17 protein-coding genes and 1 tRNA gene are annotated in these 21383 nt (G+C 71.1%); 7 read left to right on the top strand and 11 right to left on the bottom strand.

All coding sequences use genetic code 11. The annotated features are described in order from the left end of the window. Nucleotides 1-171: 171 nt before the first annotated feature. The 3 genes from BLW76_RS37065 to BLW76_RS37055 all read right to left on the bottom strand — a co-directional run bounded on the left by BLW76_RS37065 (nucleotide 172) and on the right by BLW76_RS37055 (nucleotide 3744). Entirely contained in the window at nucleotides 172-1401 is a 1230-nt protein-coding gene (locus BLW76_RS37065) for a cytochrome P450 family protein (RefSeq protein ID WP_091316409.1), read from the bottom strand. 145 nt (nucleotides 1402-1546) lie between these two features. Beyond that, the gene (locus BLW76_RS37060) at nucleotides 1547-3055 is read right to left on the bottom strand and encodes a 4-hydroxyphenylacetate 3-hydroxylase family protein (RefSeq protein ID WP_091316407.1); all 1509 of its coding nucleotides are present in this window, start codon (nucleotides 3053-3055) and stop codon (nucleotides 1547-1549) included. Nucleotides 3056-3075: 20 nt separating this feature from the next. Further along, the gene (locus tag BLW76_RS37055; protein ID WP_091316406.1) at nucleotides 3076-3744 is read right to left on the bottom strand and encodes an O-methyltransferase; all 669 of its coding nucleotides are present in this window, start codon (nucleotides 3742-3744) and stop codon (nucleotides 3076-3078) included. 199 nt (nucleotides 3745-3943) lie between these two features. On the opposite strand from BLW76_RS37055, the gene BLW76_RS37050 reads away from it, so the two are divergent. Further along, nucleotides 3944-5398 carry a nucleotide disphospho-sugar-binding domain-containing protein gene (locus BLW76_RS37050; RefSeq protein ID WP_091316405.1) on the top strand — a complete coding sequence of 485 codons (1455 nt, stop codon included), beginning with the start codon at nucleotides 3944-3946 and terminating at the stop codon, nucleotides 5396-5398. 118 nt (nucleotides 5399-5516) lie between these two features. Here the strand turns inward: BLW76_RS37050 and BLW76_RS37045 are convergent, their stop codons facing one another. The 3 genes from BLW76_RS37045 to BLW76_RS37035 are packed head-to-tail and all read right to left on the bottom strand — an operon-like array spanning nucleotide 5517 to nucleotide 9143. Then, a complete protein-coding gene (locus BLW76_RS37045; protein WP_244170489.1) occupies nucleotides 5517-6764 on the bottom strand; it encodes a class I SAM-dependent methyltransferase in 1248 nt (415 codons plus the stop codon). Between the two features lie 7 nt (nucleotides 6765-6771). Beyond that, nucleotides 6772-7752 (bottom strand): NAD-dependent epimerase/dehydratase family protein, encoded by a 981-nt coding sequence (locus tag BLW76_RS37040; RefSeq protein ID WP_091316403.1) that lies wholly within the window; start codon nucleotides 7750-7752, stop codon nucleotides 6772-6774. Beyond that, complete coding sequence (locus BLW76_RS37035; RefSeq protein WP_091316401.1) at nucleotides 7749-9143, bottom strand: nucleotide sugar dehydrogenase; 1395 nt, start codon at nucleotides 9141-9143, stop codon at nucleotides 7749-7751. The genes BLW76_RS37040 and BLW76_RS37035 overlap by 4 nt, the downstream gene beginning before the upstream one ends. Before the next feature lie 206 nt (nucleotides 9144-9349). Between BLW76_RS37035 and BLW76_RS37030 the strand changes: the two genes are divergently transcribed. Then, the gene (locus tag BLW76_RS37030) at nucleotides 9350-9922 is read left to right on the top strand and encodes an NUDIX domain-containing protein (protein ID WP_091316399.1); all 573 of its coding nucleotides are present in this window, start codon (nucleotides 9350-9352) and stop codon (nucleotides 9920-9922) included. A gap of 49 nt (nucleotides 9923-9971) precedes the next feature. Here BLW76_RS37030 and BLW76_RS37025 read toward each other — a convergent pair whose 3' ends face one another. After that, nucleotides 9972-10799: an alpha/beta fold hydrolase gene (locus BLW76_RS37025; protein WP_244170488.1), complete on the bottom strand. Its 828-nt coding sequence runs from the start codon at nucleotides 10797-10799 to the stop codon at nucleotides 9972-9974. 236 nt (nucleotides 10800-11035) lie between these two features. Between BLW76_RS37025 and BLW76_RS37020 the strand changes: the two genes are divergently transcribed. From BLW76_RS37020 to BLW76_RS37000, 5 genes are all read left to right on the top strand, one after another. Continuing rightward, on the top strand, nucleotides 11036-12220 hold the full coding sequence (locus BLW76_RS37020) for an acyl-CoA dehydrogenase family protein (RefSeq protein WP_091320355.1): 1185 nt from the start codon (nucleotides 11036-11038) through the stop codon (nucleotides 12218-12220). A 274-nt stretch (nucleotides 12221-12494) separates the two neighbouring features. Next, complete coding sequence (locus BLW76_RS37015) at nucleotides 12495-14093, top strand: MFS transporter (RefSeq protein WP_167384863.1); 1599 nt, start codon at nucleotides 12495-12497, stop codon at nucleotides 14091-14093. Between the two features lie 86 nt (nucleotides 14094-14179). Next, a complete protein-coding gene (locus tag BLW76_RS37010; protein WP_091316396.1) occupies nucleotides 14180-15343 on the top strand; it encodes a DegT/DnrJ/EryC1/StrS family aminotransferase in 1164 nt (387 codons plus the stop codon). A gap of 87 nt (nucleotides 15344-15430) precedes the next feature. Further along, nucleotides 15431-16447, top strand: a complete 1017-nt coding sequence (locus BLW76_RS37005) for an alcohol dehydrogenase catalytic domain-containing protein (RefSeq protein ID WP_091316395.1) — start codon at nucleotides 15431-15433, stop codon at nucleotides 16445-16447. Between the two features lie 20 nt (nucleotides 16448-16467). Further along, on the top strand, nucleotides 16468-17616 hold the full coding sequence (locus BLW76_RS37000; RefSeq protein ID WP_091316393.1) for a nucleotide disphospho-sugar-binding domain-containing protein: 1149 nt from the start codon (nucleotides 16468-16470) through the stop codon (nucleotides 17614-17616). A gap of 476 nt (nucleotides 17617-18092) precedes the next feature. Here the strand turns inward: BLW76_RS37000 and BLW76_RS36995 are convergent, their stop codons facing one another. The 4 genes from BLW76_RS36995 to BLW76_RS36980 all read right to left on the bottom strand — a co-directional run bounded on the left by BLW76_RS36995 (nucleotide 18093) and on the right by BLW76_RS36980 (nucleotide 21354). Continuing rightward, nucleotides 18093-18308 carry a hypothetical protein gene (locus tag BLW76_RS36995; RefSeq protein ID WP_143060754.1) on the bottom strand — a complete coding sequence of 72 codons (216 nt, stop codon included), beginning with the start codon at nucleotides 18306-18308 and terminating at the stop codon, nucleotides 18093-18095. Nucleotides 18309-19037: 729 nt separating this feature from the next. Beyond that, nucleotides 19038-19114, bottom strand: a tRNA-Arg gene (locus tag BLW76_RS36990). A gap of 614 nt (nucleotides 19115-19728) precedes the next feature. Then, complete coding sequence (locus BLW76_RS36985) at nucleotides 19729-20112, bottom strand: peptidase inhibitor family I36 protein (RefSeq protein ID WP_091316390.1); 384 nt, start codon at nucleotides 20110-20112, stop codon at nucleotides 19729-19731. Between the two features lie 177 nt (nucleotides 20113-20289). Beyond that, a complete protein-coding gene (locus BLW76_RS36980) occupies nucleotides 20290-21354 on the bottom strand; it encodes a LacI family DNA-binding transcriptional regulator (RefSeq protein WP_091316388.1) in 1065 nt (354 codons plus the stop codon). Nucleotides 21355-21383: the final 29 nt, after the last annotated feature.

Raw genomic sequence — 21383 nt, 5'->3', positions numbered from 1 at the left:
CACGCCCCGAATCACGCGAGTCCCGTCCTCGATCACGCGAGTTACGTCTCTGATCACGCGGGTCCCGTCCTCGATCACGCGGGTCCCGCCTCGGGTCACGCGAGATCTGGGCCGGCGCGCGAAAGAGCCCCGGGCCGGCGAACCGGTCCCGGGGCTCGAGACGGGAGAAACCTACGCGGCCGCGGCCGCCGAGGACTCGGTCAAGCGGATGGGCAGCTCGTTGAGCCGGTGCACGAAGTAGCTCGGCTTCCAGCCCAGGTCCGCCTCCGGGATCGCCAGCTGGATGTCCGAGAACTTGGCCAGCAGGCTCTTGAAGAAGATCTCGCCCTCCAGCCGGGCCAGCGGGGCGCCCAGGCAGAAGTGGATGCCGTGGCTGAAGGCCAGGTGCGGCGTCTGGCGCTCGAGGTCGAACTTGCCCGGCTCCGGGAAGTCGCGCGCGTCGTAGTTCGTCGCGGTCAGGGAGATCGCCACGTGCTCGCCCGGCTGGACCGTGACGTCGCCGATCGTGACCTCCGCCTTGGCGAAGTGGTAGGTCACCGTGACCACCGGCGGGTCGACGCGCAGGATCTCCTCGATCGCCTTGGGCACCAGGTCCGGGTTCGCGCGCAGCTTGGCGAGCTGCTCCGGGTTGCGCAGCAGGGCGAGGATGCCGTTGGCGATCATGTTGACCGCCGTCTCGACCGAGCCGATCAGCATCAGGAAGATGTTGGACCGCAGCTCGATGTCCGACAGCGTCGAGTTGCCCTCCTGGCCGGACAGGATCGCCGAGATCATGTCCTCGCCCGAGGTCTCCTTGCGCTGCGCGATCAGCTTCGTCAGGTAGTCGTCGAACCAGCGGCCGGCCTGGAAGATGTCGTTCTGGTCGGTCACCTCGCCCAGGCCGGTGACGATCCCGCAGTACTCGCGGAACTCCGCGCGGTCGGACATCGGGACGCCGAACCACTCGCAGATGACCTCGTTGGGCAGCGGGATCGCCAGGTCCTCGACGACCTCCGCGCTGCCGGTGGCGGCCACCGCCGCGAGCAGCCGGTCGGTGATCTCCTGCACCCGCGGGCGCAGGTTCTCCATGTACCGCGGGGTGAACGCCTGCGAGACGAGCTTCTTCATCCGGGTGTGGTCCGGCCGGTCGTTGAACACCATGGAGTGGCGGAAGAAGTCGTCGTTGTACAGCGCCAGGTACGGCTTCAGCGTCGGGTCGGCGACCTTGTCGCTGCGGGCCAGGCGCGGGTCCGAGAGCGCGCGCCGCGCCTCGCGGTAGCCCGTGACCAGCCAGGCCGGCATGCCGTCGGGCATCGAGACCTTGTGGATCGGGCTGTCGGTGCCGAGCTTGGCCAGCAGCTGCGGCGGGTTGGTCAGCTCCGTGGCCTCGAGCGGCACGCGCGGGGCGTCTTCTGCGGACATCTGTCACTCCTCAAAGGTCTTCGGCCGAACCCCGCGCCCACCCCAGGTCGGCCGCGGTCGCCGTTGCTCGTTCCCCGGGTTCATCTTCGCCGCGGCCCCGCCCGCGAACACCTCGCGTCTTGCCCAGTGCCGCGGCGAAAATCCTTCACCGGGTCATGTCGGGAACGGTCCAGCCGTCGATGTCGTACTCGTTGAGGCACGTGTCGACGAACCGCTTGTAGTCGTCGACGTCACCCGAAGCGACCTGCCCGAAGAGCAGCTCGATGCGGGTGTTCTCGTGGCTGCCGGCGTAGTTGCGCTCGTAGAGCTCGTGCCGCCCGCCGAACTCGGTGCCGACGGCGTCCCACAGCAGCTTCATCACCTTGACGCGCGTCTCGGCGTCGATGCCGTTCGAGCCGCGGACGTAGGTGTCCAGGTAGCCGCGGATCTCCGGGTTCTTGAAATCCTCGGCGCTGGAGTTGATGTAGATCAACGCGCTCGCGACGTCCTGCAGCACGATCTCGCGGATGCGGGCGTAGCCGACCTGCGTGAACCAGCGGTAGGCCTGGCCGTAGGCCGGGTTCGGCAGCAGCGCGCCGTCGCGCCACGGCACCGGGTTGCGCGCCGCGGCGTCCGAGAGGCCCCAGAACAGGTTGCGCCACGCCAGGACCTCGCCGAGACGGGTCTGGACGCCGCGGAAGTCCTCGGTGCCGGTGATCTCCAGCGCCTTGGCGATCAGGCCGGCGATGAACTCCAGCTTCACCGCCAGCCGGGTGCAGCCCTGGAACGTCGATCGCTCGATGAACCCCGACTGCCCGGTGAAGGTCTGGACCTTGCCGAGGTCGCCGTAGATGAAGACGTTCTCCCACGGGATCAGGACCTTGTCCAGCACCAGGATCGTGTCGTTCTCGTCCAGCCGCGACGAGAGCGGGTAGTCGAACGGCGACCCGACCGCGTTGGCCATCGACGTGTACGACGGACGGCAGATCAGCTTCATCCCCTTGGCGTCCATGGGGATCGTCGCCACGAGCGCGAACTCGCGCTTCTTGATCGGCAGCCCGTAGTGCGCGATGAAGTTGTAGTGCGTCAGCGCGGACCCGGTCGCGACGACCTTCGCGCCGCTGACCACCAGCCCGGCGTCGGTTTCCTTCTCCACGTGGACGAACACGTCGCGGACTTCGTCCGGCGGCCGCTTGCGGTCGACCGGCGGGTGGACCAGCGCGTGGTTCCAGTAGAGCACCTTCTCCTGCGATTCCCGGTACCAGCGCTTGGCGTTCTCCTCGAACGGCGCGTAGAACTCGGAGTTCGCGCCGAGCGTGCCGAGGAACGACGCCTTGTAGTCGGGGCTGCGGCCCATCCAGCCGTAGCTCATCCGCGCCCACGTGGCGATCGCCTGCTGGTCGGCCACCATGTCCTCGACGCTGTGCGGCGTGCGGAAGAACCGGTGGGTGTAGCCGCCGCTGCCGGTGTCGGTCGGCGCCGTGAGCACGTCCTTGTACTTCGGGTCGTGCAGGGCGTCGTACAGCCGTGCGGTCATCCGGATCGGGTTGCGGAACGCCGAGTGCTCGGTGACGTCCTTGACGCGCTCGCCGTTGATGTAGACCTCGCGGTCGTCGCGCAGGCTCTCGATGTACTCGGCACCGGTCAGCGGCCGGGCCGGACGGCTCTCGTTCATGGCCACTTCCCCCTGTCCGTTCACTTCTTGCGGGCGAGCGTGACGCCGTCGGCGACCGGCAGCATCACGGTGTCGAACCGCTCGTCGACGGCGAGCTTGGCGTTGACGCCGGCGACGACTTCGGCGGCGTAGCGGGGAAGGTCCTCTTCGACGTCTTCCGGTGCCGCGACGGTCCCGTGCAGCAGCACGTTGTCGAGGATCAGCAGGCCGCCCGAACGCAGCATCGGCGTGACGGCGTCCACGTAGTACGGGTACGACGTCTTGTCCGCGTCGATGAACACCAGGTCCGCCTCGCCCTCGCCGACCAGGCCGGGCAGGGTCTTGCGGCCGGGACCGAGCTTGAACTCGATCTTGTCGGCGACGCCGGCCAGCTCCCAGTGCTTGCGGGCGATGCCGACCCAGTCCTCGGTGACGTCACAGGTGATCACCCGGCCGCCGGGCGCGAGACCGCGCGCGAAGGCCAAAGAGGACAGTCCGGTGAACGTCCCGACGTCGATGACCGTCTTCGGGGCGACCAGCTTCGCGATCAGGTGCAGGAAACCGGCCTGCTCGATCGGCGTCAGCATCTCCGAGAGTTCACCGACCTTGGCGGTGTCCTCGATCAGGCTGCTCACCACCGCGTCCGGTTGCGTGCACGAACTGACCACGTAGGCGATCGTCTTCTCGTCCAGGAAACTGAACGTACTCATGCGTCCTCCACGACGGCGCGCGATCCGGCCGGGTTCCGGTGGGCAAAGGCCAGTATCGGCCCGGCGCGAAAGCCGTTGCGTCTCCTCGTTTGCACTGCACAGGCGGCCCTCAGCACTGGGGGAGATGCGCCGGTTCGGCCGAGCCGACGATCCTGACCTTTGCCGACGACGACACCACCTCCGGAGTCGAGGAGATTCGATGCGAGTCCTGTTCACCGTCTACCCGAACTCACTGGCGCACCTCTACCCGGTGGTACCGCTGGCGTGGGCGCTGCAGAGCGCGGGTCACGAAGTCCGCGTGGCCGCGCACCACAGCGCGGCGGAGATGATCATCAAGACGGGCCTCACGCCGGTCCAGCTCGGTGACCCCGACCAGCCGCCGGTGCGCCTCACCGACGACTGCGCCCCGCCGCACCACCAGGACATCGTCAACCGCTACTCCGACGTGATGGGCCTGTCGCCGGAGGGCCGCGAGCACTGGATCGTGTTCTACCAGTGGCTGATGCAGCCGACGTCGGACTACGTGCGGCTCGACCGCCGCGAGGCCGAGGACCTGATCGACTTCGCCAAGGTCTGGCAGCCCGACCTGATCTCGTGGGACGCCACGATCCCGGCCGGCGCCGTCGCGGCGAAGGTCTGCGGCGCGGCGCACACGCGGCTGCTGATCGGGCACGACATGTTCGGCTGGTCGCTCGACCGGCTGGCCGAGAACAAGGACGCGCTCGTGGCCGCCGGCCTCGACCCGAACCCGCTCGCCACGCTGATCCGCCCGCTGGCCCAGAAGTACGGCTTCGAGGTCGACGACGAGCTGCTGGTCGGCAACTTCAGCATCGAGACGATGCTGGAGGGCCTGCGCCTGCCGACGAGCACGAAGAAGCTGCCGATGCGGCACGTGCCCTACATCGACCCCGAGGTGCTGCCGAAGTGGCTGTACCAGCGGCCCGAGCTGACCCGCTGCGAGTGCTGCGGCCGCAAGAACCGCCGCCGCGTCGCGCTGTCGCTCGGCGAGTCGACGCGCCGCTTCATCAAGGGTGACTGGGACCGCGCGCCGAAGATCATCAAGGCCCTCGGCGAGCTGGACGACCTCGAGATCGTGGCGACGCTGGACAAGGCGCAGCTGGCCGACGTCGAGGAGATCCCGCCGAACGTCAAGGTGATCGACTGGGTCAACCTGGCGCACCTGCTCCCGACGTGCTCGGCCCTGATCCACCACGGCGGCATCGGCACGTACTCCTCGGCGGTGGCCAACAAGGTCCCGCAGCTGGTGTGCGACGTCGAGGGCATCTCCCTGCTGATGCGCCTGGTCGAGGACGGCGGCGACATCAACAAGACGGGCACCTACCGCCTCGGCTGGGAGTTCGACGAGCGCGAAGAGGGCGCGCCCGACGAGGCGACCGCGCACTGGGAGCTGCCGGCGAAGAAGGTCGAGTCCACGGTGGTCTCGGACTTCGTGATCTCGACGGGCGCCGGCGTCCGCCTCGACCACCGCGCCAAGACGGTGGAGGAGATCCGCGACCTGGTCTGGGCGGTGGCCACGGACCAGCGCTACCAGCACGCGGCCCACGCCCTGCACGACGACTGGCTGGCGATGCCCAGCCCGAGCGACATCATCCCGGACCTCGAGAAGCTCGTGGTCCAGCACCGCCGTCGCTGAGCCTCCCCCGAAGCCGCCGCCCCGCACCCCGCGGGGCGGCGGTTTTCGTTGTACGGGTCGTTGCGCCGCACGCGAAAGGCCCCGCCGAGCGAACTCGGCGGGGCCTGGTCGAACCGGGTCAGAGCACCTCGACCTCTGGGACGAACCGGATCCACTTCCCGCCCGCGGCCCGGAACTTCTCCTCCTTCGCCATGATCTCCTCGGCGTGGTTCCACGCGAACAGCACGGCGTAGTCCGGGTAGGCGTCGGAGAACGCGGACGGCGGCCGCACCGGCAGGTGCGACCCCGGCAGCAGGTGCCCCTGCTTGCCCGGCGTCGAGTCGACGACGAACGGGATCAGGTCCGTCGTGATGCCGCAGTACGTCGTCACCGTCGAGCTCTTGCCGGGTGCGCCGTAGCCGACCACCGTCTTGCCCTGGTCGCGCAGGTGCGTCAGGAGCCCGACGAGGTCGTCGCGGATGCGCTCGACGTTGCGGCCGAACCGCGCGAACGTCAGCGGCTCCGAGAGCTTGCCCGCCTCCTCCTCGGCCAGCAGGGCGTCGAGCGAGGCCGACGGCGTGCGCGCGCCCGGGCGGGCGATCGTGTACCGGACCTCGCCGCCGTGCATGTCGATGTGCTCGGCGTGGACCAGCTCGAAGCCGAACCGCTCCGCCATCGCGCGCACCGAGCCGGCGCTGAAGTAGAACACGTGCTCGTCGTAGATCTGGTCGAACGCCATGCCCTCGATGATCGTCGCGAGGTACGGCTCCTCGAACACGAAGATGCCGTTGTCCGACAGCAGCGCGTCGATGCCGCGGAACAGCGACTCGACGTGCGCGATGTGGCAGATCGTGTTGGCGCCGAAGATGACGTCGGCCGCGCCGTGGGCGCCGCGGACGGCGGCCGCGGTGTCCGCGTCGAAGAACGCCGACAGCACCTGGACGCCCTTGGCGCGCGCCAGGTCCGCGACGTTCCCGGACGGCTCCACCCCGAGGTGGCGGATGCCCGCTTCGGCGATCGTCGACAGCATGACGCCGTCGTTGCAGCCGATCTCGACGATGAACGGGTCCGGCCCGGTCAGCTCGTTGGCCAGGAACCACTCCGCGTCGGTCCGGAAGTGCTTGCGGTGCCCCGCCGAGCCGGAGGCCTGGTACCGGTAGCCGGCGTGGTAGCGCAGCTCCTGCGGCACCTCCTCCATCAGCTGCACCATCGTGCAGTCCTCGCACGCCCCGACCGCGAGCCGGAAGCGGAACTCGCCCTCGACCTCGTGGGGGAGCAGGAAGCCGTTCGCTGTCGGCTGGTCACCGAGGTCGACGAACTCGACCACGCGGCCGTCGCACACCCGACACTTCGTACCCATGGACTGGCCCTCACTGTTGGTGGTCATCGAATCCTCACTCCGCGCCCTTGTCGTCCTGCGCCAGCCACCAGTCCGCGCCGCGCGCCCACTCGACGGTCTTGGTCAGCCCGTCGCGCAACGCCGTTTCCGGGCGCCAGCCGAGGATCGCGGCCGCCTTGGCGTTGTTCGGCACGCGCCGCGCCAGGTCCTCGTAGGACGCGCCGAGCTTGACGCCGGTGTCGACGTCGACGACGTCGGTCGCGCCGGTCAGCTCGCCGACCAGCCGGACGACCTCGCCCACGGTGGTCTCGACCATGCTGCCGATGTTGAACGCCTGCCCGGACGAGTCCGGGTGGTCGGCGGCGCGCAGCGTGCCCTCGATCGCGTCGTCGACGTAGGTGAAGCAGCGCGTCATCACGCCCTTGTCGTAGACGACCAGCGAACGCCGGTTGAGCGCCCGGTGGATCGACCGGCTCACGATGTAGGCGGGCCGCTGCCGCGGGCCGTAGACGTTGAAGTAGCGCACGATCGTCGCGTCGAGCCCGCGCTGGCGGACGAACGCGAACGTCAGGTGCTCGGCCAGCGCCTTGCTCGAGGAGTAGGACCACCGGTCGTGCGACGTGCCGCCGAGCACGCGGTCGCCGTCCTCGTGCCACGGCACCGCCGGGTTCTTGCCGAAGACCTCGCTGGTGCTGGCCAGCACGACCTTCGCGCCCGCTTCGAGCGCGAGGTCGAGCACGGACCGCGTGGCCGCGTAGTTGATGTCGATGACGTCGAGCGGGCGCGCCAGGTACTGGTCGACGCCGACGACCGCGGCCAGGTGGTAGACGACGTCGACCCCGGGCCGGATCGCCTCCGCCAGCTTGGTGGTGTCGCGCAGGTCGCCGCTGATGTACCGGACGCCCTCGACCGGGACGCGCGGCGGCGCGACGTCCAGGACGGTCACCCGGTCACCGCGGTCGACCAGGCGCTCGACCAGGTGCGACCCGACGAAACCGGACCCACCGGTGACGACGGCGTGCTTAGGGCTGTTCATCGGCCGGTCTCCGTCTCGGTCGGCGTGCCGGGGATGGCGTCACCGCGGCCGATGCCGCGGTAGACGTAACCCGCGGCACGCAGCTCGTCGATCTTTTCCTTCGGGTAGTACGCGCGGCCGTCGAGGACCAGGCAGTGCGCGGCGACGGGCAACGCGGCGAAGTCGATGTCGTGGAAGTCGCGGTGCAGCGCCAGGATCGCGAGGCAGTCCGCGTCGCGCACGGCCTCTTCGAGGCTCGCGGTGGGCCGGATCCCGAACAGCTCCTCGGCCGCGTCCGGGTCGACCAGCGGGTCGTGGACGGACACCGTGAGGCCGGCCTTGGCGAGCGTCTTCACCGCGCCGACGGTCGGGGTGGCCCGCAGGTCGCCGGTGTCGTTCTTGAAGGCCAGGCCGAGCACCGCCACCTTGCTGCGGGTGGGGTTCTTGCCCTGGCGCACCAGCTCGTCGATGGCCAGTTGCGCGGTGTACTCCGGCATCCCGGCGTTGACCTCGCGCCCGGCCGGCGCGGTCCGGATCGGCAGGCCGTGCCGCTCGGCCGAGCGCCACACCATCCACGGGTCCTTGGTCAGGCAGGAACCGCCGACGCCGACGCTGGGCAGCAGGATGTTCACGTTGCCCGCGCCCTTGGGGATGGTGTTCGCCGCGGTGATCACGTCGAGCACGTCGACACCGTAGAGCGCGCAGAACATCGCGAGCTCGTTGGCCAGCGCGATGTTCAGGTCGATCCACCAGTTGCTGGCCAGCTTGACGATCTCGGCCGCCTCCAGGGAGTCGCGCGGGATCACCTCGACCCCGAGCGCGCGCCGCCAGAACTCCTCCGCCGCGGCCTCGCTCTCCGCGCCGAGGCCGCCGGCCACGATCGGGAACGTCCGCAGCTCGCGCAGGGCCGTGCCCTCGGCGAGCCGTTCCGGGGTGAACGCCAGGCCGAAGTCGACCCCGCCGAGCAGGCCGCTCTCCTCCTCGAGCAGCGACAGCACGATGCCGCGCGTGGTGCCCGGCGGCACGGTGCTCTTGAGCACGACCAGCTGGCCCGGCCGCAGGTGCTCGCCGAGCGCCCGGCAGGCGCCGCGCAGCTGCTCTTCGGCGAGGGAACCGTCTTCGCGCACCGGGGTGCCGACCGCGATCAGGATGACGTCGGCCTCGCCCGCTTCGGCGATGTCCGTGGTGACACGCAGGTTCCCGTCGGCGAGGCCGCGGAAGATCAGCTCGGCGAGCCCCTCTTCGGCGAACCGGCAGTGGCCGCGCGCCAGCTCGTCGACCAGGCGTGGGTCGGTGTCGACGCCGACGACGTCGAACCCGCGGTCGGCCAGCGTCGCGGCGATGCACGAGCCGACGTAGCCGAAACCGATCACCGCCACTCGGAACCGGTCTTGATCGGGCAGAAAACGCATCCGCGTCTCCAATCGGGTGATACTGCCTCCGGGACCGGCACGCGGGCCGGGTCCTGCTCGAACTCGTCGGGGGGCGAACGCGCGCCGACGGCGGATCTCCCCGCCGACCATGGTCCGCGCGCCGCGGCGCCGGTCGCGTCTCCTCTGTTGCTTGCGCCGCACCGCCAGAGAAGCTCCGGCGGCCCGGCCCGCTTATCGTGGTGGGCATGGCTGAAGCCGCCGATCTCCCGATGATCCGGCAGATCTCCTCCCGGCTGGTGTACGAGAACGCGTGGCTGAGCGTGCGCGAAGACGGCATCGAGCGCCCCGACGGCTCCCGCGGCATCTATTCGGTGATCGACCGCCCCGACTTCGCCGTGGTGATCGCGGCCGAGCGCGGCGGCTTCCACCTCGTCGACCAGTACCGGTACCCGCTCGAGGCGCGGTACTGGGAGTTCCCGCAGGGGTGCTTCCCCGGCCGCCGCGGGGGCGACCAGCTCGAGCTGGCCCACCGCGAACTGGCGGAGGAGACCGGCCTGCGGGCGGCGTCGATGGTCCCGATCGGCAGGCTGGCGGCGTGGCACGGCGCCAGCGGCCAGATGTGCACGGTGTTCCTGGCGACGGACCTGGTGCAGGGCGTGCCGGAGCGCGAGCACGAGGAACAGGACATGCGCCACCGCTGGTGCGCGCGGGCGGAGTTCGAGTCCCTGATCCGCTCGGGCGGCATCCGCGACAACACCACGGTCTCGGCGTACACGCTCCTGCGCCTCCACGAGGAAGAAGGGGGCACTTTCACGTAAAAGTGCCCCCTCCCTCCGCGGCATGTCCGGGCGCGGGGGGCGGGGCGGGTCAGGGGCGGACGACCTCGCGCAGGGCCGCGGCGAACTCGTCGGGGTGGGTGACGTACCCGACGTGCCCGCCCGGCAGGTGCACGATCGTGTTCCCGGTGTGCTCGGCCAAGACCGTGTTGGGCCGGTACGGGAAGGTGTCGCGCGCGTCGCCGCCGGCCAGCACCAGCTTGTCCGAAAAGGACTTCAGCAGCCGCAGGTTCGGGCGGTAGGCCGGGTACGGCTTCAGCTCGTGCTCGAACCAGAACACGTGGTTGCGCCGGATCCGCCCGAGCATCTCGGCCAGCTCGTCCGGCGGCAGCTCGGTGCGCCGCGGCGGCTTCGTCGTGGTGTCCATGCCCATCCCGGCCCGGAACGCCTTGCGCGCGGCGTCGACGCCCTCGCGCCGGTAGACCTCGTACAGCTCGGAGTAGAACCCGAGCCAGTGTTCGGCGTCCGGCAGCACCGACGCCAGCGGCGGCTCGTGCGCGACGACGGTGTGCACCAGGTCGGGGTGCCGCTCGAGCGTGGCGAGCGCGACGATCGCGCCGGAGCTCGACCCGAACACCGCGGCCGGGCCGGGGGCGAGGTGGCGCAGCAGGGCGCCGATGTCGTGGGCGTCGTCGGTGAGCCGGTCGTCGCCGACCGGGCCGTCGAGCGGGCTGCGGGAGAACCCGCGCCGGTCGTAGGTGATCACCGTGTACTCGTCGGCGAGCGTCTCGGCCAGCGGTACGAACGGCGCGGCGTCGCCGTTGCCGCTGGGGATGATCAGCAGCGCCGGGCCGGCGCCGCGGACCTCGTAGTAGAGGCTCGCGCCGGGCACGGCCAGCCGGTCGATGGTGACTCGCATGCGCATCCTCCGGTCACGGACGGTTTGGCGCCAGTCTGGGCCGGGCGCCGCGGCCCGCGCGTCTTTCCGCTTGGCCTTCCGGTGGCTCTTCCGGATTGCGCGGCCGCGTCCGGCCGCATTCCGCGAGGTGCGCGCGTTCCCGGCCGGGTGCCACCGTCGGGAGCGCGCGCGGCGTCCTGTTGCGCCCGGAGCCGCCCGGCCGGGCCTCCGTAGTCCGTCACACCGTGGAGGTCCAGGTGCCGAGCACCCCACTTCCGACCCGGGCCCAGCTCGTCGAACGCGCCGCCGGGCTGGTCCCGCTGCTGCGCGCGAACGCGGGCAAGGCCGCGCAGGACCGCCGGCTCACCGAGGAGACGATCGACGCGCTCGCCGACGCCGGCGTGTTCAAGCTCCGCGTCCCCGCCCGCTTCGGCGGCTACGAGGCGGACACGACCACGCTGATGGAGGTCGCGACCCAGCTCGGCCGCGGCGACGGCTCCGCGTCGTGGGTCGCTTCGGTCTACTCCATCCCGGGCTGGATGGTCTGCATGTTCCCCGAGGAGGTGCAGGAGGAGGTGTTCTCCACCCCGGACGTCCGGGTGTGCGGGACGCTCAGCCCCACGGCCTTCGCCAAGACCGTCGCCGGTGGCTTCATCGTCAACGGCAAGTGGAGCTTCATCAGCGGCGCGCCGCACGCGCAGTGGCAGGAGATCATCGCCATCCTCGACCCGGGCGACGGCAGCGAGCCGTACCCGCTGATGGCCCTGGTCCCGATGGCGGACCTGCAGGTCGTCGACGACTGGTACGCCGTCGGCCTCAAGGGCTCCGGCAGCGTCACGACCATCGCGCAGGACGTGTTCGTCCCGGCCGAGCGGGCGCTGCCGATGCCGACGGTCGTGCAGGGCAACACCGTCTCCGAGCGCAACGCGCGGATCCCGATCTACCGCGCGCCGCTGGTCCCGGTGGCGGGCGCGAGCAGCGTCGGCACCCTCCTCGGCCTGGCGCGCGCGGCCATGGAGAACTTCCTGGAGTGGCTGCCGGGCCGCCGGATCGCTTACACCGCGTACACGAAGCAGTCGGACGCGGCGGTCACGCACCTGCAGGTCGCGGAGGCGGCGCAGAAGATCGACCAGGCCGAGTTCCACGCCCGCCGCATCACGTCCACTGTGGACACCAAGGCGATCGAGGGCGTGCCGTGGACGCTCGAGGAGCGCGCCCGCAACCGCGCCGACGTCGGCGAGGTCTGCAAGCTGGCCAAGGAGGCCGTCGACATCCTCGCCGCCGGCGCCGGCGGCGCGTCGATCTACCAGCACGTGCCGATCCAGGGCATCCTGCACGACCTGCAGGCCGCGAGCCTGCACGCGTTGATCAACCCCACTACGGCCGCGGAATTGTATGGTCGTATTCTGTGCGGTTTGGAACCGGACACCGCCTACATCTGAGCCGACGATTTCGCTGTCCCGCCCCGGCCCGCCGCAGGAATTCGCTGTCGCAGGTCAGGGCGTGGAACGCCCGGTGAAAACAGTGAGAACGCACAGTCCCGGCCACCGGTTCCCGGCGGGGGTCGCACCGCATTTCGGAAGATGCCCGTGACAAGCGGACTCTGGGACAGTTACTCACCGTACGAACCGACCTCGAAGTCACAACGCCTTGTGCGTCTGGCCTTTGTGATCCCTCGGTTGGCCGGCGGCTTTGATGGAGAGAGGATGATGAAAAGTGACCGGTAACGGCGCGCCGCCCTTGGCCGGGCGGCGGGAGTGGTGGGGGCTGGCGGTGCTCGCCCTCCCCACGATGTTGACGATGATGGACATCAACGTCCTGTTCCTCGCGCTCCCGCACCTGAGCGCTGACCTGGGCGCGAGCAGCACCGAGCAGCTGTGGATCACCGACATCTACGGCTTCCTGATCGCCGGGTTCCTGGTGACCATGGGTACGCTCGGTGACCGGATCGGCAGGCGGAAGGTCCTGGTGACCGGCGCCACGGCCTTCGGCATCCTTTCCGCGGTCGCGGCCTTCTCGACCAACCCCGAGATGCTGATCGTGATCCGCGCCCTGCTCGGTATCGCGGGTGCGACGATCATGCCGTCGACGCTCGCGTTGATCATGGGCATGTTCCAGCACCCGAAGCAGATGGGTGCCGCGATCGGTGTCTGGGCCACCTCGATGATGGCCGGTATCGCCCTCGGCCCGGTGGTCGGCGGTCTGCTGCTGGCCTCGTTCTGGTGGGGTTCGGTCTTCCTGCTCGCGGTGCCGATCATGGTGCTCGTGCTGGTGTTCGGGCCGATCCTGCTGCCCGAGTTCAAGAACCCCCAGGCGGGCAAGCTCGACCTGGTCAGCGTCGCGCTGTCGCTGCTGGCGATCCTGCCGTTCATCTGGGGCCTCAAGGAGGTCGTCCGCTCCGGCTGGGCGGTCGCGCCGGTCCTGGTGGCCGTGGCGGGCATCATCTTCGGCGTGGCGTTCGTGGTCCGGCAGCGCAAGCTGGCGAACCCGCTGCTCGACGTTCGCCTGTTCGCGATCAAGGCCGTCTCCGGCGGTCTGATCCTCGGCCTGCTGTTCGCCGCGATCCAGGGCGGCACGGGCCTGCTGGTGACCCAGCACCTGCAGGAGGTGGAGGGCTTCTCGGCCCTGAAGTCCGCGCTCCTGCTGCTGATCCCGGCCGTGATCATGGTGGTCGGCATCCAGGCCACCAACCCGCTTTCGCTGAAGGTCAAGCCCGGCGTCATCCTGATCGTCGGCATGCTCGTCGCCGCGGTCGGCATGGTGGTGCTGAGCCTGTACGACACGACTTCGGGCGTGGCCGTGCTGATCGTCGGCTCGAGCATCATCTTCCTCGGCGGCAGCCCGATCGGCGTCCTGGTCAACAAGGTCGTCATGGGCTCGGCCCCGCCGGAGAAGATGGGGTCGGCGGCTTCGCTGCAGTCGACCGGTGGTGAGCTGGGCGTCGCGCTCGGCATCGCCGCGCTGGGCAGCATCGCGACGGCGGCTTACCACAGCCACCTGACCGTGCCCGCCAGCGTCACCGGCCCGGCCGCGGACGCCACCCGCGAGAGCATCACCAGCGCGGTCCAGGCGGCGGGTTCCCAGCCGCCGAACGTCGCGCAGGACCTGCTGAACGCGGCCGGCAGCGCGTTCACCAGCGCCCTGAACACCACCGCGGGCATCTGCGCGGTCGTGTTCGTGGCCCTGGCCGCGCTGGCCTTCGCCACCCTCCGGCACATCCCGGTCCCGCCGGCGCCGCCCACGGGCCCGCCGCCGGAGGCCGCGCCGGAAGGTGCCCCGGAAGGGGAGACCTCCGCGGAGGCGGCCCAGGCCTGACGGTCTGGAAAACCCTTGGTCCGGCCGGATCGCGCGAGCGGTCCGGCCGGACCGTCCCGTGAACGAGCCATGCGGAGGAGTCCCCGATGGAGCCCATGATCAACGTCATGCAGCCGGCGCTGGGCGAGCAGGAGCTCGCGGCGGTCCGGGAGGTGTTCGAGAGCAACTGGATCGGCCGCGGCGCCCGCACGCAGCAGTTCGAGTCGGCTTTCGCACGGCACATCGGCGTCGACGCCGATCACGTGACGTCGACGAACTCGTGCACCGAGGCGACGTTCATCGCGATGGAGCTCCTCGAGATCGGCCCGGGCGACGAAGTCGTGCTGCCGACGCCGAGTTTCGTCGGCGCGGGCAACGCGATCGCGTCCCGCGGCGCCGTGCCGGTGTTCTGCGACGTCGACGAGGCGACCCTGAACCCGCGCGTGTCGGACATCGAGGCGGTGCTCACCGAGCGCACGAAGGCCGTGCTGATCCTGCACTACGGCGGGTATCCCGGCGAGGTGAAGCAGATCGCCCAGCTGTGCCGCGACCGCGGCATCCACCTGATCGAGGACGCCGCCGTCGCCATCGCCTCCACTGTGGACGGTCAGAGCTGCGGCACCTTCGGCGACATGGGCGTGTGGAGCTTCGACCACGGCAAGATCGTGGTCACCGTGGACGGCGGGATGCTGTGCGTGCGCGACCCGGAGCTGGCCGCCCGCGCGCCCAAGATCGCCTACCTCGGGATGGAGCAGCGCAGCGGGTACGACCAGGCGATGCGCGCCCAGACCCGCTGGTGGGACTTCGACGTGACGTCGTTTTCCCGCCGCTCCACGACGAACGACGTGCTCGCCGCGATCGGCAACGTCCAGCTGAGCCGGCTCGACGGCTTCATCGCCCGCCGCCGCGAAGTCGCGGAGGCCTACGACGCGGGCCTCGCGGACGTCGCCGGGTTGCGCGTCCCCCCGCCCCTCCCGGCGGGCCACACGTCGTCGTACTACATGTACTGGCTCCAGTTCGACGGCGGCATCCGCGACCAGGTCGCGCGCGACCTGTACGAACTGGGCGTCTACACGACTTTCCGCTACCCGCTGCTGCACCAGGTCCCGGCGTACGGCTCGTCGGCGGTCCTCCCCGGCGCCGAAGCGGCCGCGGCGAAGACGTTGCTGCTGCCGATGCACCAGTCGCTGTCGGACGCGGACGTCGACCGCGTGATCTCCGCCGTGCGCGAGTGCACCGGCCGCCGCATCGGCGTCGCCCGCGCGGCCTGAAACCCCGCAGCCGGGAAGACGGCTTGGCGCCGCCGCTCTGGCACGGTTGTCGGTAAGCGTCCCGGCGTCGGAGTGAGGATGATGGTCATGAAGGCTGCGGTGATTCCCGGGGTCAACGAGGAGTGGGAGCTGCGGGAGGTACCGACCCCCGAGCCCGGCCCGGCCGACGTGCTCATCCGGGTGCGCGCCTCCGGCATCTGCTCCAACGACGTCCTGGTCACCAAGGGCATGTTGCCGTTCCCGGCGTTCGACCCGGCGATCCCCGGGCACGAGCCGGTTGGCGAGGTGGTGGCGGTCGGCGACGCGGTCACCAGCCGGCAGGTCGGCGACGTCGTCGGCACCACGTGGATCCGCGGCACCTGCGGCAGCTGTGACTACTGCCGGCTCGGTCTTCCGCTGTCGGCCCGTGCGGCGTTCGCCTGCGCGGCCCCGGTGTCCACCGGGTTCACCGTCCAAGGTGGACAGGCCGAGTACATCGTGGTCGCGGCCGACCAGACGGTGCTGATCCCCGACCACCTGTCCCCGGAGCTCGCGGTCCCGGTGCTGTGCGCGGGGTACACGAGCTGGAGCGCCCTGCGGTCGGCGGACCCGAAGCCGGGCGAGCGCGTCGCGGTGGTCGGCATCGGCGGCCTGGGCCACCTCGCGGTGCAGTACGCCCGCGCGTGCGGCTTCGACACGATCGCGGTGACGAGCTCGCCGGAGAAGCACGACCTGGCCCGCGAGCTGGGCGCGAGCACGGTGGTGTCGAACGGCGAGGAACTGCGCGCGGCGGGCGGCGCCGACGTGGTGCTCGTGACGGGCACGTCCTACCGCGCGGCCGCGGACGCGATGACGGGCCTGAACGTCAACGGCCGCTTGGTCCTGGCGGGCATCGACGTGACGGAGCCGTTCACGCTGCCGCCGATGCTGCCGTTCTTCGGGCTGGGCCAGCGGATCATCGGCGCGACCCACAACGGCACGGAGTACCTGCGCGAGGCACTCGACCTGGTGGCGGCGGGCAAGGTCAAGCCGCTGGTGGAGACGTTCGCGGCCGAAGACGTCGCCGAAGCCGTCCGCAAGGTCGGCAAGGGCGAGGTGCGGTTCCGCGCCGTCGTCACGTACTGAGACCGCGGCCGGGGGCTGTTGTGCGGATCCTGTTCACGACCGTGGCCCTGCCGGGTCACTTCTTCCCGTTGGTCCCGTTGGCGTGGGCCTGCCGCGCGGCGGGGCACGAGGTGCTGGTGCTGAGCGCGGAGCACTTCGTCCCGACGGTGCTCGGATCGGGCCTGCCGGGCACGTCATCGGGTCCGGCGGAGCGGTTCGCCGACCTGGTGGCGGACGACCGCCCGAGCGAGGGCCTGGCCGAGCAGCGAACGGCCCACGGCCGGGTGTTCGGCCGCATGGCGGCGCGGGCCCTGCCGGGCACCTCGGTGGCGATGCGCGCGTGGCGGCCGGACGTGGTGGTCAGCGAGCGGGCCGAGTTCGCGGGCCCGATCGCGGCGTGGAGCCTCGGAATCCCCCAGGTGGAGCTGCACTGGGGGGTGGCGGCCCTCCCGGAGTACCGCTGGGGAGCGGCAACGGAGCTGTCGGTCCAGCTGGCGGCCAGGGGCCTGGACCTCCTTCCCCGGCCGGCGGCGGTCCTGAACCCGTGGCCACCGTCGTTGCGCCTCCCCCACGCGGCGGCCCACACGGGCATCCGCCCCCTGGCGTACAACGGCGAGGCCCGGGTGCCGGACTGGGTCCTGCGCCGCCGTCGCCGGCCCCGGGTGTGCTTGACGCTGGGCACGGTCGTGCCCCGCACGGGGCGCAGCCAGGTGGCGGAGAGCGTGGCGGACATCGTGGCCGCGCTGGCGGATCTGGACGTGGAGCTGGTGGTGGCGGTGGACGACCGCATCGCGGCAGGCTGGCCCCCGTTGCCGGAATCGGTCCGCCACGTGGGCCGGATGCCGTTGTCCCCGGTATTCGCAACCTGCGACGCAGTGATCCACCACGGCGGCCAGGGCACGGCACTGACGGCGATCGAGGCGGCCTTGCCCCAGCTGGTACTGCCGGTGTTCGACGACCAGTTCGACAACGGCGAGTCGGTCGCCCGCGCGGGTGCGGGGGTGCGGTTGCTGCCGGACGAGATCGCCCCGGAGGCCATCGCGCGCGAGTGCGCCGCGATTTTGGAGAGGCCGGGCTACCGCCGGGCAGCGGAGATGCTGGCGGCGGAGTCGGCGGCCCAGCCGACGCCGGCCGAGGTGGCGGAGAGCCTGGTGGAGCTGGCGGAGGAGGGCACAGCCCAGGCCGCTTGAGGGGCCGCGTTGGCGGCGGAGGGCACAGCCCAGGCGCTTGAGCGGTGGGCCGCCGTCGCGCGGCCCACCGCTGCGGCCGCTGGCGCGGCCCAGCCTTCCCGCCGGTGTCGGCCGGGCCAGCCTTGCGGCCGCCGTCGAGCGGGCCAGCCGAGGGCGCCTGAGCGCCCTGGAGTGCCGGTTCGCGTTGGTGCGCGGGCCAGCCGTTGGGCGCCTGAGTGCCCTGGAGTGCCGGTTCGCGTTGGTGCGCGGGCCAGCCGTTGGGCGCCTGAGTGCCCCTGGAGTGCCGGTTCGCGTTGGTGACCTCGGCCGGCCGGGCCGGGTGATGCTTGGTCACGCTCGAGCCGACCCGCGGCTGCGTGTCCTGCACGCAGGGGGAGGGCCTGCTCCAGCCGCGGGAGTGCCGGCGACCCGGCCGCCCGCCGCCCCGGGAGACCTCGGCTGAGGTGCGGGAGCCCGGGCGCCGAGGGGCTGGAGCGTCAGCGGAGCCAGGCGATGATGCCCTCGAAGGCCTCGCGTTCCTGGCGGCTGAGCTGCGGAGACAGGCGCAGGTCGGGGTGCCAGACGGGCGCGAGGTACTCCGGCGCGGCGAACGGTCCCGGTCCGGTGAGCCCGTTCAGCAGGTAGCCGGAGTGGCTGTAGCCCGCCGACCGCTCGACGGCGTTCAGCAGCTTTCTCCCCATCGAATCTGACACCGGAAGTCCTCCGCCTTCGTCCGGCCCGGGCGGGCCGCGTTCTTCCATGATGCTGTTTCTCGGCGGGGAATACCACCTCGGGGTGGGGTTCGGGTGCCCGTGACCGAGGACAGCAAGATGGAAGATGCGCGTGGGTCGCCTCGTGAGGTATACGGCCTCCCTTCGTCGTCGCATGGGCTTTGTGTCCAAAGTGGAGTGTCGGGATCAGGCTGCCTCCGGTGTGGACGGTCGTGGGGTGGGCGTCTCCGAAGTGGACGGTGGGGCGCCTGCGACGGGCGGGGGTGGACCGGGGTCGGGGAGTGGTCCGGTGTGGGAGTGGAGGCGCAGGTAGTGGAGCTTCCTGAGGTGGCGCTGGACGAGGCCGGCGCGCCGGGCTTCGGCGAAGACGTTGCGGGCCGCTTGGTTGGTGCGCCGTCGGCGGTGTCGGGGTTCGGGTTCGGGCATGGTGGGCCTCCGCGGGTACGCCGGACGAGTCGGCGTGTCAGGTTGACGGGAACATTGCTCGGTGTGACGGCTCGATTGCAGTTTGCCGCCCGGATAACAAGATTGTTGCGACAAGGCTGAGGCGAAGGGCGGTTGCGCCACTCGGACGCTCGCACGGTGCGACTTCCGGACTCCGGCGCGGACAGGCCACCGTCCACAGTGGGAGCACCGGGAGGCCTTCGGATGTGGGGCCGGTCACGTGGCCAGGGGAAGCCGTGCGCAGCTCGCGCACGGCGTCTTCCCTGGTGGCGCCCCCGGCAGGACTCGAACCTGCGACCTAGAGATTAGAAGGCTCTTGCTCTATCCAGCTGAGCTACGAGGGCCCGCGCCGACGGCCTGCTGCCGATCGTGCCGGTCGCCCGGCACGGGCAGCTTAGTCGTCGCCAACCTCTCGATCGTTCGACACCGGCGAATCGTTTCAGGTCTCGTTAGACGTAATTCGACGGTTCGCCGCCGCGGACGCCTCCCCGGCTGCGACCGGCATCGCCCGGTACGGGCTCCGCGACGCCTCGGCAGGGATCGGACCTGCCTCGTGACCCGGAGTGTGCCTGCGGCGCTCGGAGCTCGAACCTGCGACCCAGAGATTGGAAGGCTCTGGCTCGCCCCCGCGGTACCCGGCCGGGACTCGCCCCTCGAGAGCCCCGGCCGGACCGGCCGGCAGCCAGCCGGAGTGGCATCCCCCGCGCCGCGAGATCGAGGTGCAGTGGCCTGCTCGCCCTCGTGAGCACCGAACGGGCCGGAGCGCGGGCCGGCGAAAGGGTCAGGCGCCCACAGCCTCGAAACGAGACCCCTGGGGCCCGTGGGCGCGCCCCGCCGCTGAGGCGCGCCCACGGGGTGGGGCCGCTGTCGGGGGCAGCGGCCCCGTACGGGCCCGGCCGCCGCCGCGAGCCGGCTCTTTCCTGGAGCTGGCGGCGGGCTCGGACCCAGCTCGTGGTCCTCACTCCCAGATCTGGATGCCCCGGACCAGGAACGGGGCGTCCGGGACGTACGTGCCGCCGCCGGGGTAGGTGACGAAATCTCCCTCGGTCGAGCATTCGTCGTCCTGGTACACCGTGACGTCGCGTGTCATGCGGTTCACGAACGAGGAGCCGTCGAATCCCTCGGGCAGGGGAATGCATTCCCCTGGATTCACCGTGCGCAGGTCGAACCTTTCCGGCTCGCCGCCGTACTGGTCCGCCGACCACACGCAGAATTCGCCCTTCCGGCACCCCGGGTCGGCCTGGTTCGGGGCCGCCTGGGCGGCTCCGGCGCTGGTCAGCAGCCCGACCACGGCCAGGACCAGCAAGTGCGGCAGGCGCGAACGAAGACGACGTGAAGACATGGTGGATTTCCCCTCCGGAATCGCGGCCCGTGCGGGCCGCGGTGAACGTGTGATTCCAGATTGACCCTGGGGTGCGGGTTTGTCAGCCCGCAATTTCGATTCTGTGGACAACTGCCCGGCGGCGGAAAGGTTGTCCACAGCCGCCGAGGAAGGCCTTGCGGAATGCCGGAGGCGGTGCTAGGCGGGCCCCGTGCTGCCCCGCACCACCAGCGAAACCGGCACCTCGACCGGCGCCGGCGCCGAGCCGTCGTCCAGCAGGTCCAGCAGGTCCAGCGCCAGTTCCCCGGCGATCCGGCCCTTGGCCGCGAGGTCCTGCCGCACCGTCGTCAGCGGCGGCGACGACCACGACGCCGGCGGGCTGTCGTCGAAGCCGGCCACCGACAGCTCGCCCGGCACGCTGATCCCCAGCTCACGGGCCGCGGCGAGCACCGCCAGCGCCAGCTGGTCGGACATGCACAGCACCGCCGTCGGCCGCGGTGACGCCGCCAGCAGCGCGAACGCCCCCGCCATCGCGCTCTCCGCGCTCAACCCCGCCGCCTCCTCGACGACGACCGGGCACGACCCCAGCTCGTCCAGGTAGCCGCCCAGCCGCTCGCGGACGTCGTGGAAGGGCGCCTGCAACGCCTCCGCCACGCTCAGCCGGCCGCCGCCGGGCGTGAGGTGGCTGCACGCGGCGAAGATCCCGAACCGCCGATGCCCCAGGTCCAGCAGGTGCCGCGCGGCCAGCGCCGCCCCGAGCCGGTCCGCGCAGCCGACTCGCGCCGTCCCGGGCAGCAGCGGCTGGTCGATCACCACGAGCGGCAACCCGCGCGTGCGCACCGCGTCCAGCGACGGAGCGCCGTCGGGCAGCGAGTACACGATCGCGAGGTCGGCCTGCGCCGTGCGCACCCGGTCGGGCGCGGGACCGCCGAAAACGCCGCCGGGCAGGAGCAGCAACGCGTGCCCGCGCGGGTCGATCACCCGCGCCAGCGCGTCCAGGGTCAGGTACAGGGCCGGGTCGGAAAACGCCATCGACAGCGACGTGTCCAGCAGGACGGCGATCGCGCCCGTGCGGCTGGTCGCCAGGCTACGGGCCGTCGGGTCCGGACCGGGGTAGCCCAGCTCGGCCGCCACCCGCAGGACCTGGTCACGCAGCCGGGCGGACAGCTGGTCGGGGCGGTTGTAGGCGTTCGAAACCGTGGCGCGCGAGACGCCCACGGCGCCGGCGACGTCGTCGAGCGTGGGACGGCGGCGCCGGGTCATCCGCGCAGTCTAGCCGCAACCCGGTGGAC

The organism is Amycolatopsis tolypomycina (genome assembly GCF_900105945.1).
Taxonomy (GTDB): domain Bacteria; phylum Actinomycetota; class Actinomycetes; order Mycobacteriales; family Pseudonocardiaceae; genus Amycolatopsis; species Amycolatopsis tolypomycina.
This window is presented reverse-complemented; position numbering and strand designations above follow the sequence as displayed.

Coding starts and splice junctions, on each gene's coding strand:
- BLW76_RS37055 (WP_091316406.1), bottom strand. CDS start 3,744: ATGAGTACGTTCAGTTTCCTGGACGAGAAGACGATCGCCTACGTGGTC.
- BLW76_RS36980 (WP_091316388.1), bottom strand. CDS start 21,354: ATGACCCGGCGCCGCCGTCCCACGCTCGACGACGTCGCCGGCGCCGTG.
- BLW76_RS37045 (WP_244170489.1), bottom strand. CDS start 6,764: ATGACCACCAACAGTGAGGGCCAGTCCATGGGTACGAAGTGTCGGGTG.
- BLW76_RS37050 (WP_091316405.1), top strand. CDS start 3,944: ATGCGAGTCCTGTTCACCGTCTACCCGAACTCACTGGCGCACCTCTAC.
- BLW76_RS37040 (WP_091316403.1), bottom strand. CDS start 7,752: ATGAACAGCCCTAAGCACGCCGTCGTCACCGGTGGGTCCGGTTTCGTC.
- BLW76_RS37010 (WP_091316396.1), top strand. CDS start 14,180: ATGGAGCCCATGATCAACGTCATGCAGCCGGCGCTGGGCGAGCAGGAG.
- BLW76_RS37035 (WP_091316401.1), bottom strand. CDS start 9,143: ATGCGTTTTCTGCCCGATCAAGACCGGTTCCGAGTGGCGGTGATCGGT.
- BLW76_RS37065 (WP_091316409.1), bottom strand. CDS start 1,401: ATGTCCGCAGAAGACGCCCCGCGCGTGCCGCTCGAGGCCACGGAGCTG.
- BLW76_RS37030 (WP_091316399.1), top strand. CDS start 9,350: ATGGCTGAAGCCGCCGATCTCCCGATGATCCGGCAGATCTCCTCCCGG.
- BLW76_RS37005 (WP_091316395.1), top strand. CDS start 15,431: ATGAAGGCTGCGGTGATTCCCGGGGTCAACGAGGAGTGGGAGCTGCGG.
- BLW76_RS36985 (WP_091316390.1), bottom strand. CDS start 20,112: ATGTCTTCACGTCGTCTTCGTTCGCGCCTGCCGCACTTGCTGGTCCTG.
- BLW76_RS37025 (WP_244170488.1), bottom strand. CDS start 10,799: ATGCGAGTCACCATCGACCGGCTGGCCGTGCCCGGCGCGAGCCTCTAC.
- BLW76_RS37060 (WP_091316407.1), bottom strand. CDS start 3,055: ATGAACGAGAGCCGTCCGGCCCGGCCGCTGACCGGTGCCGAGTACATC.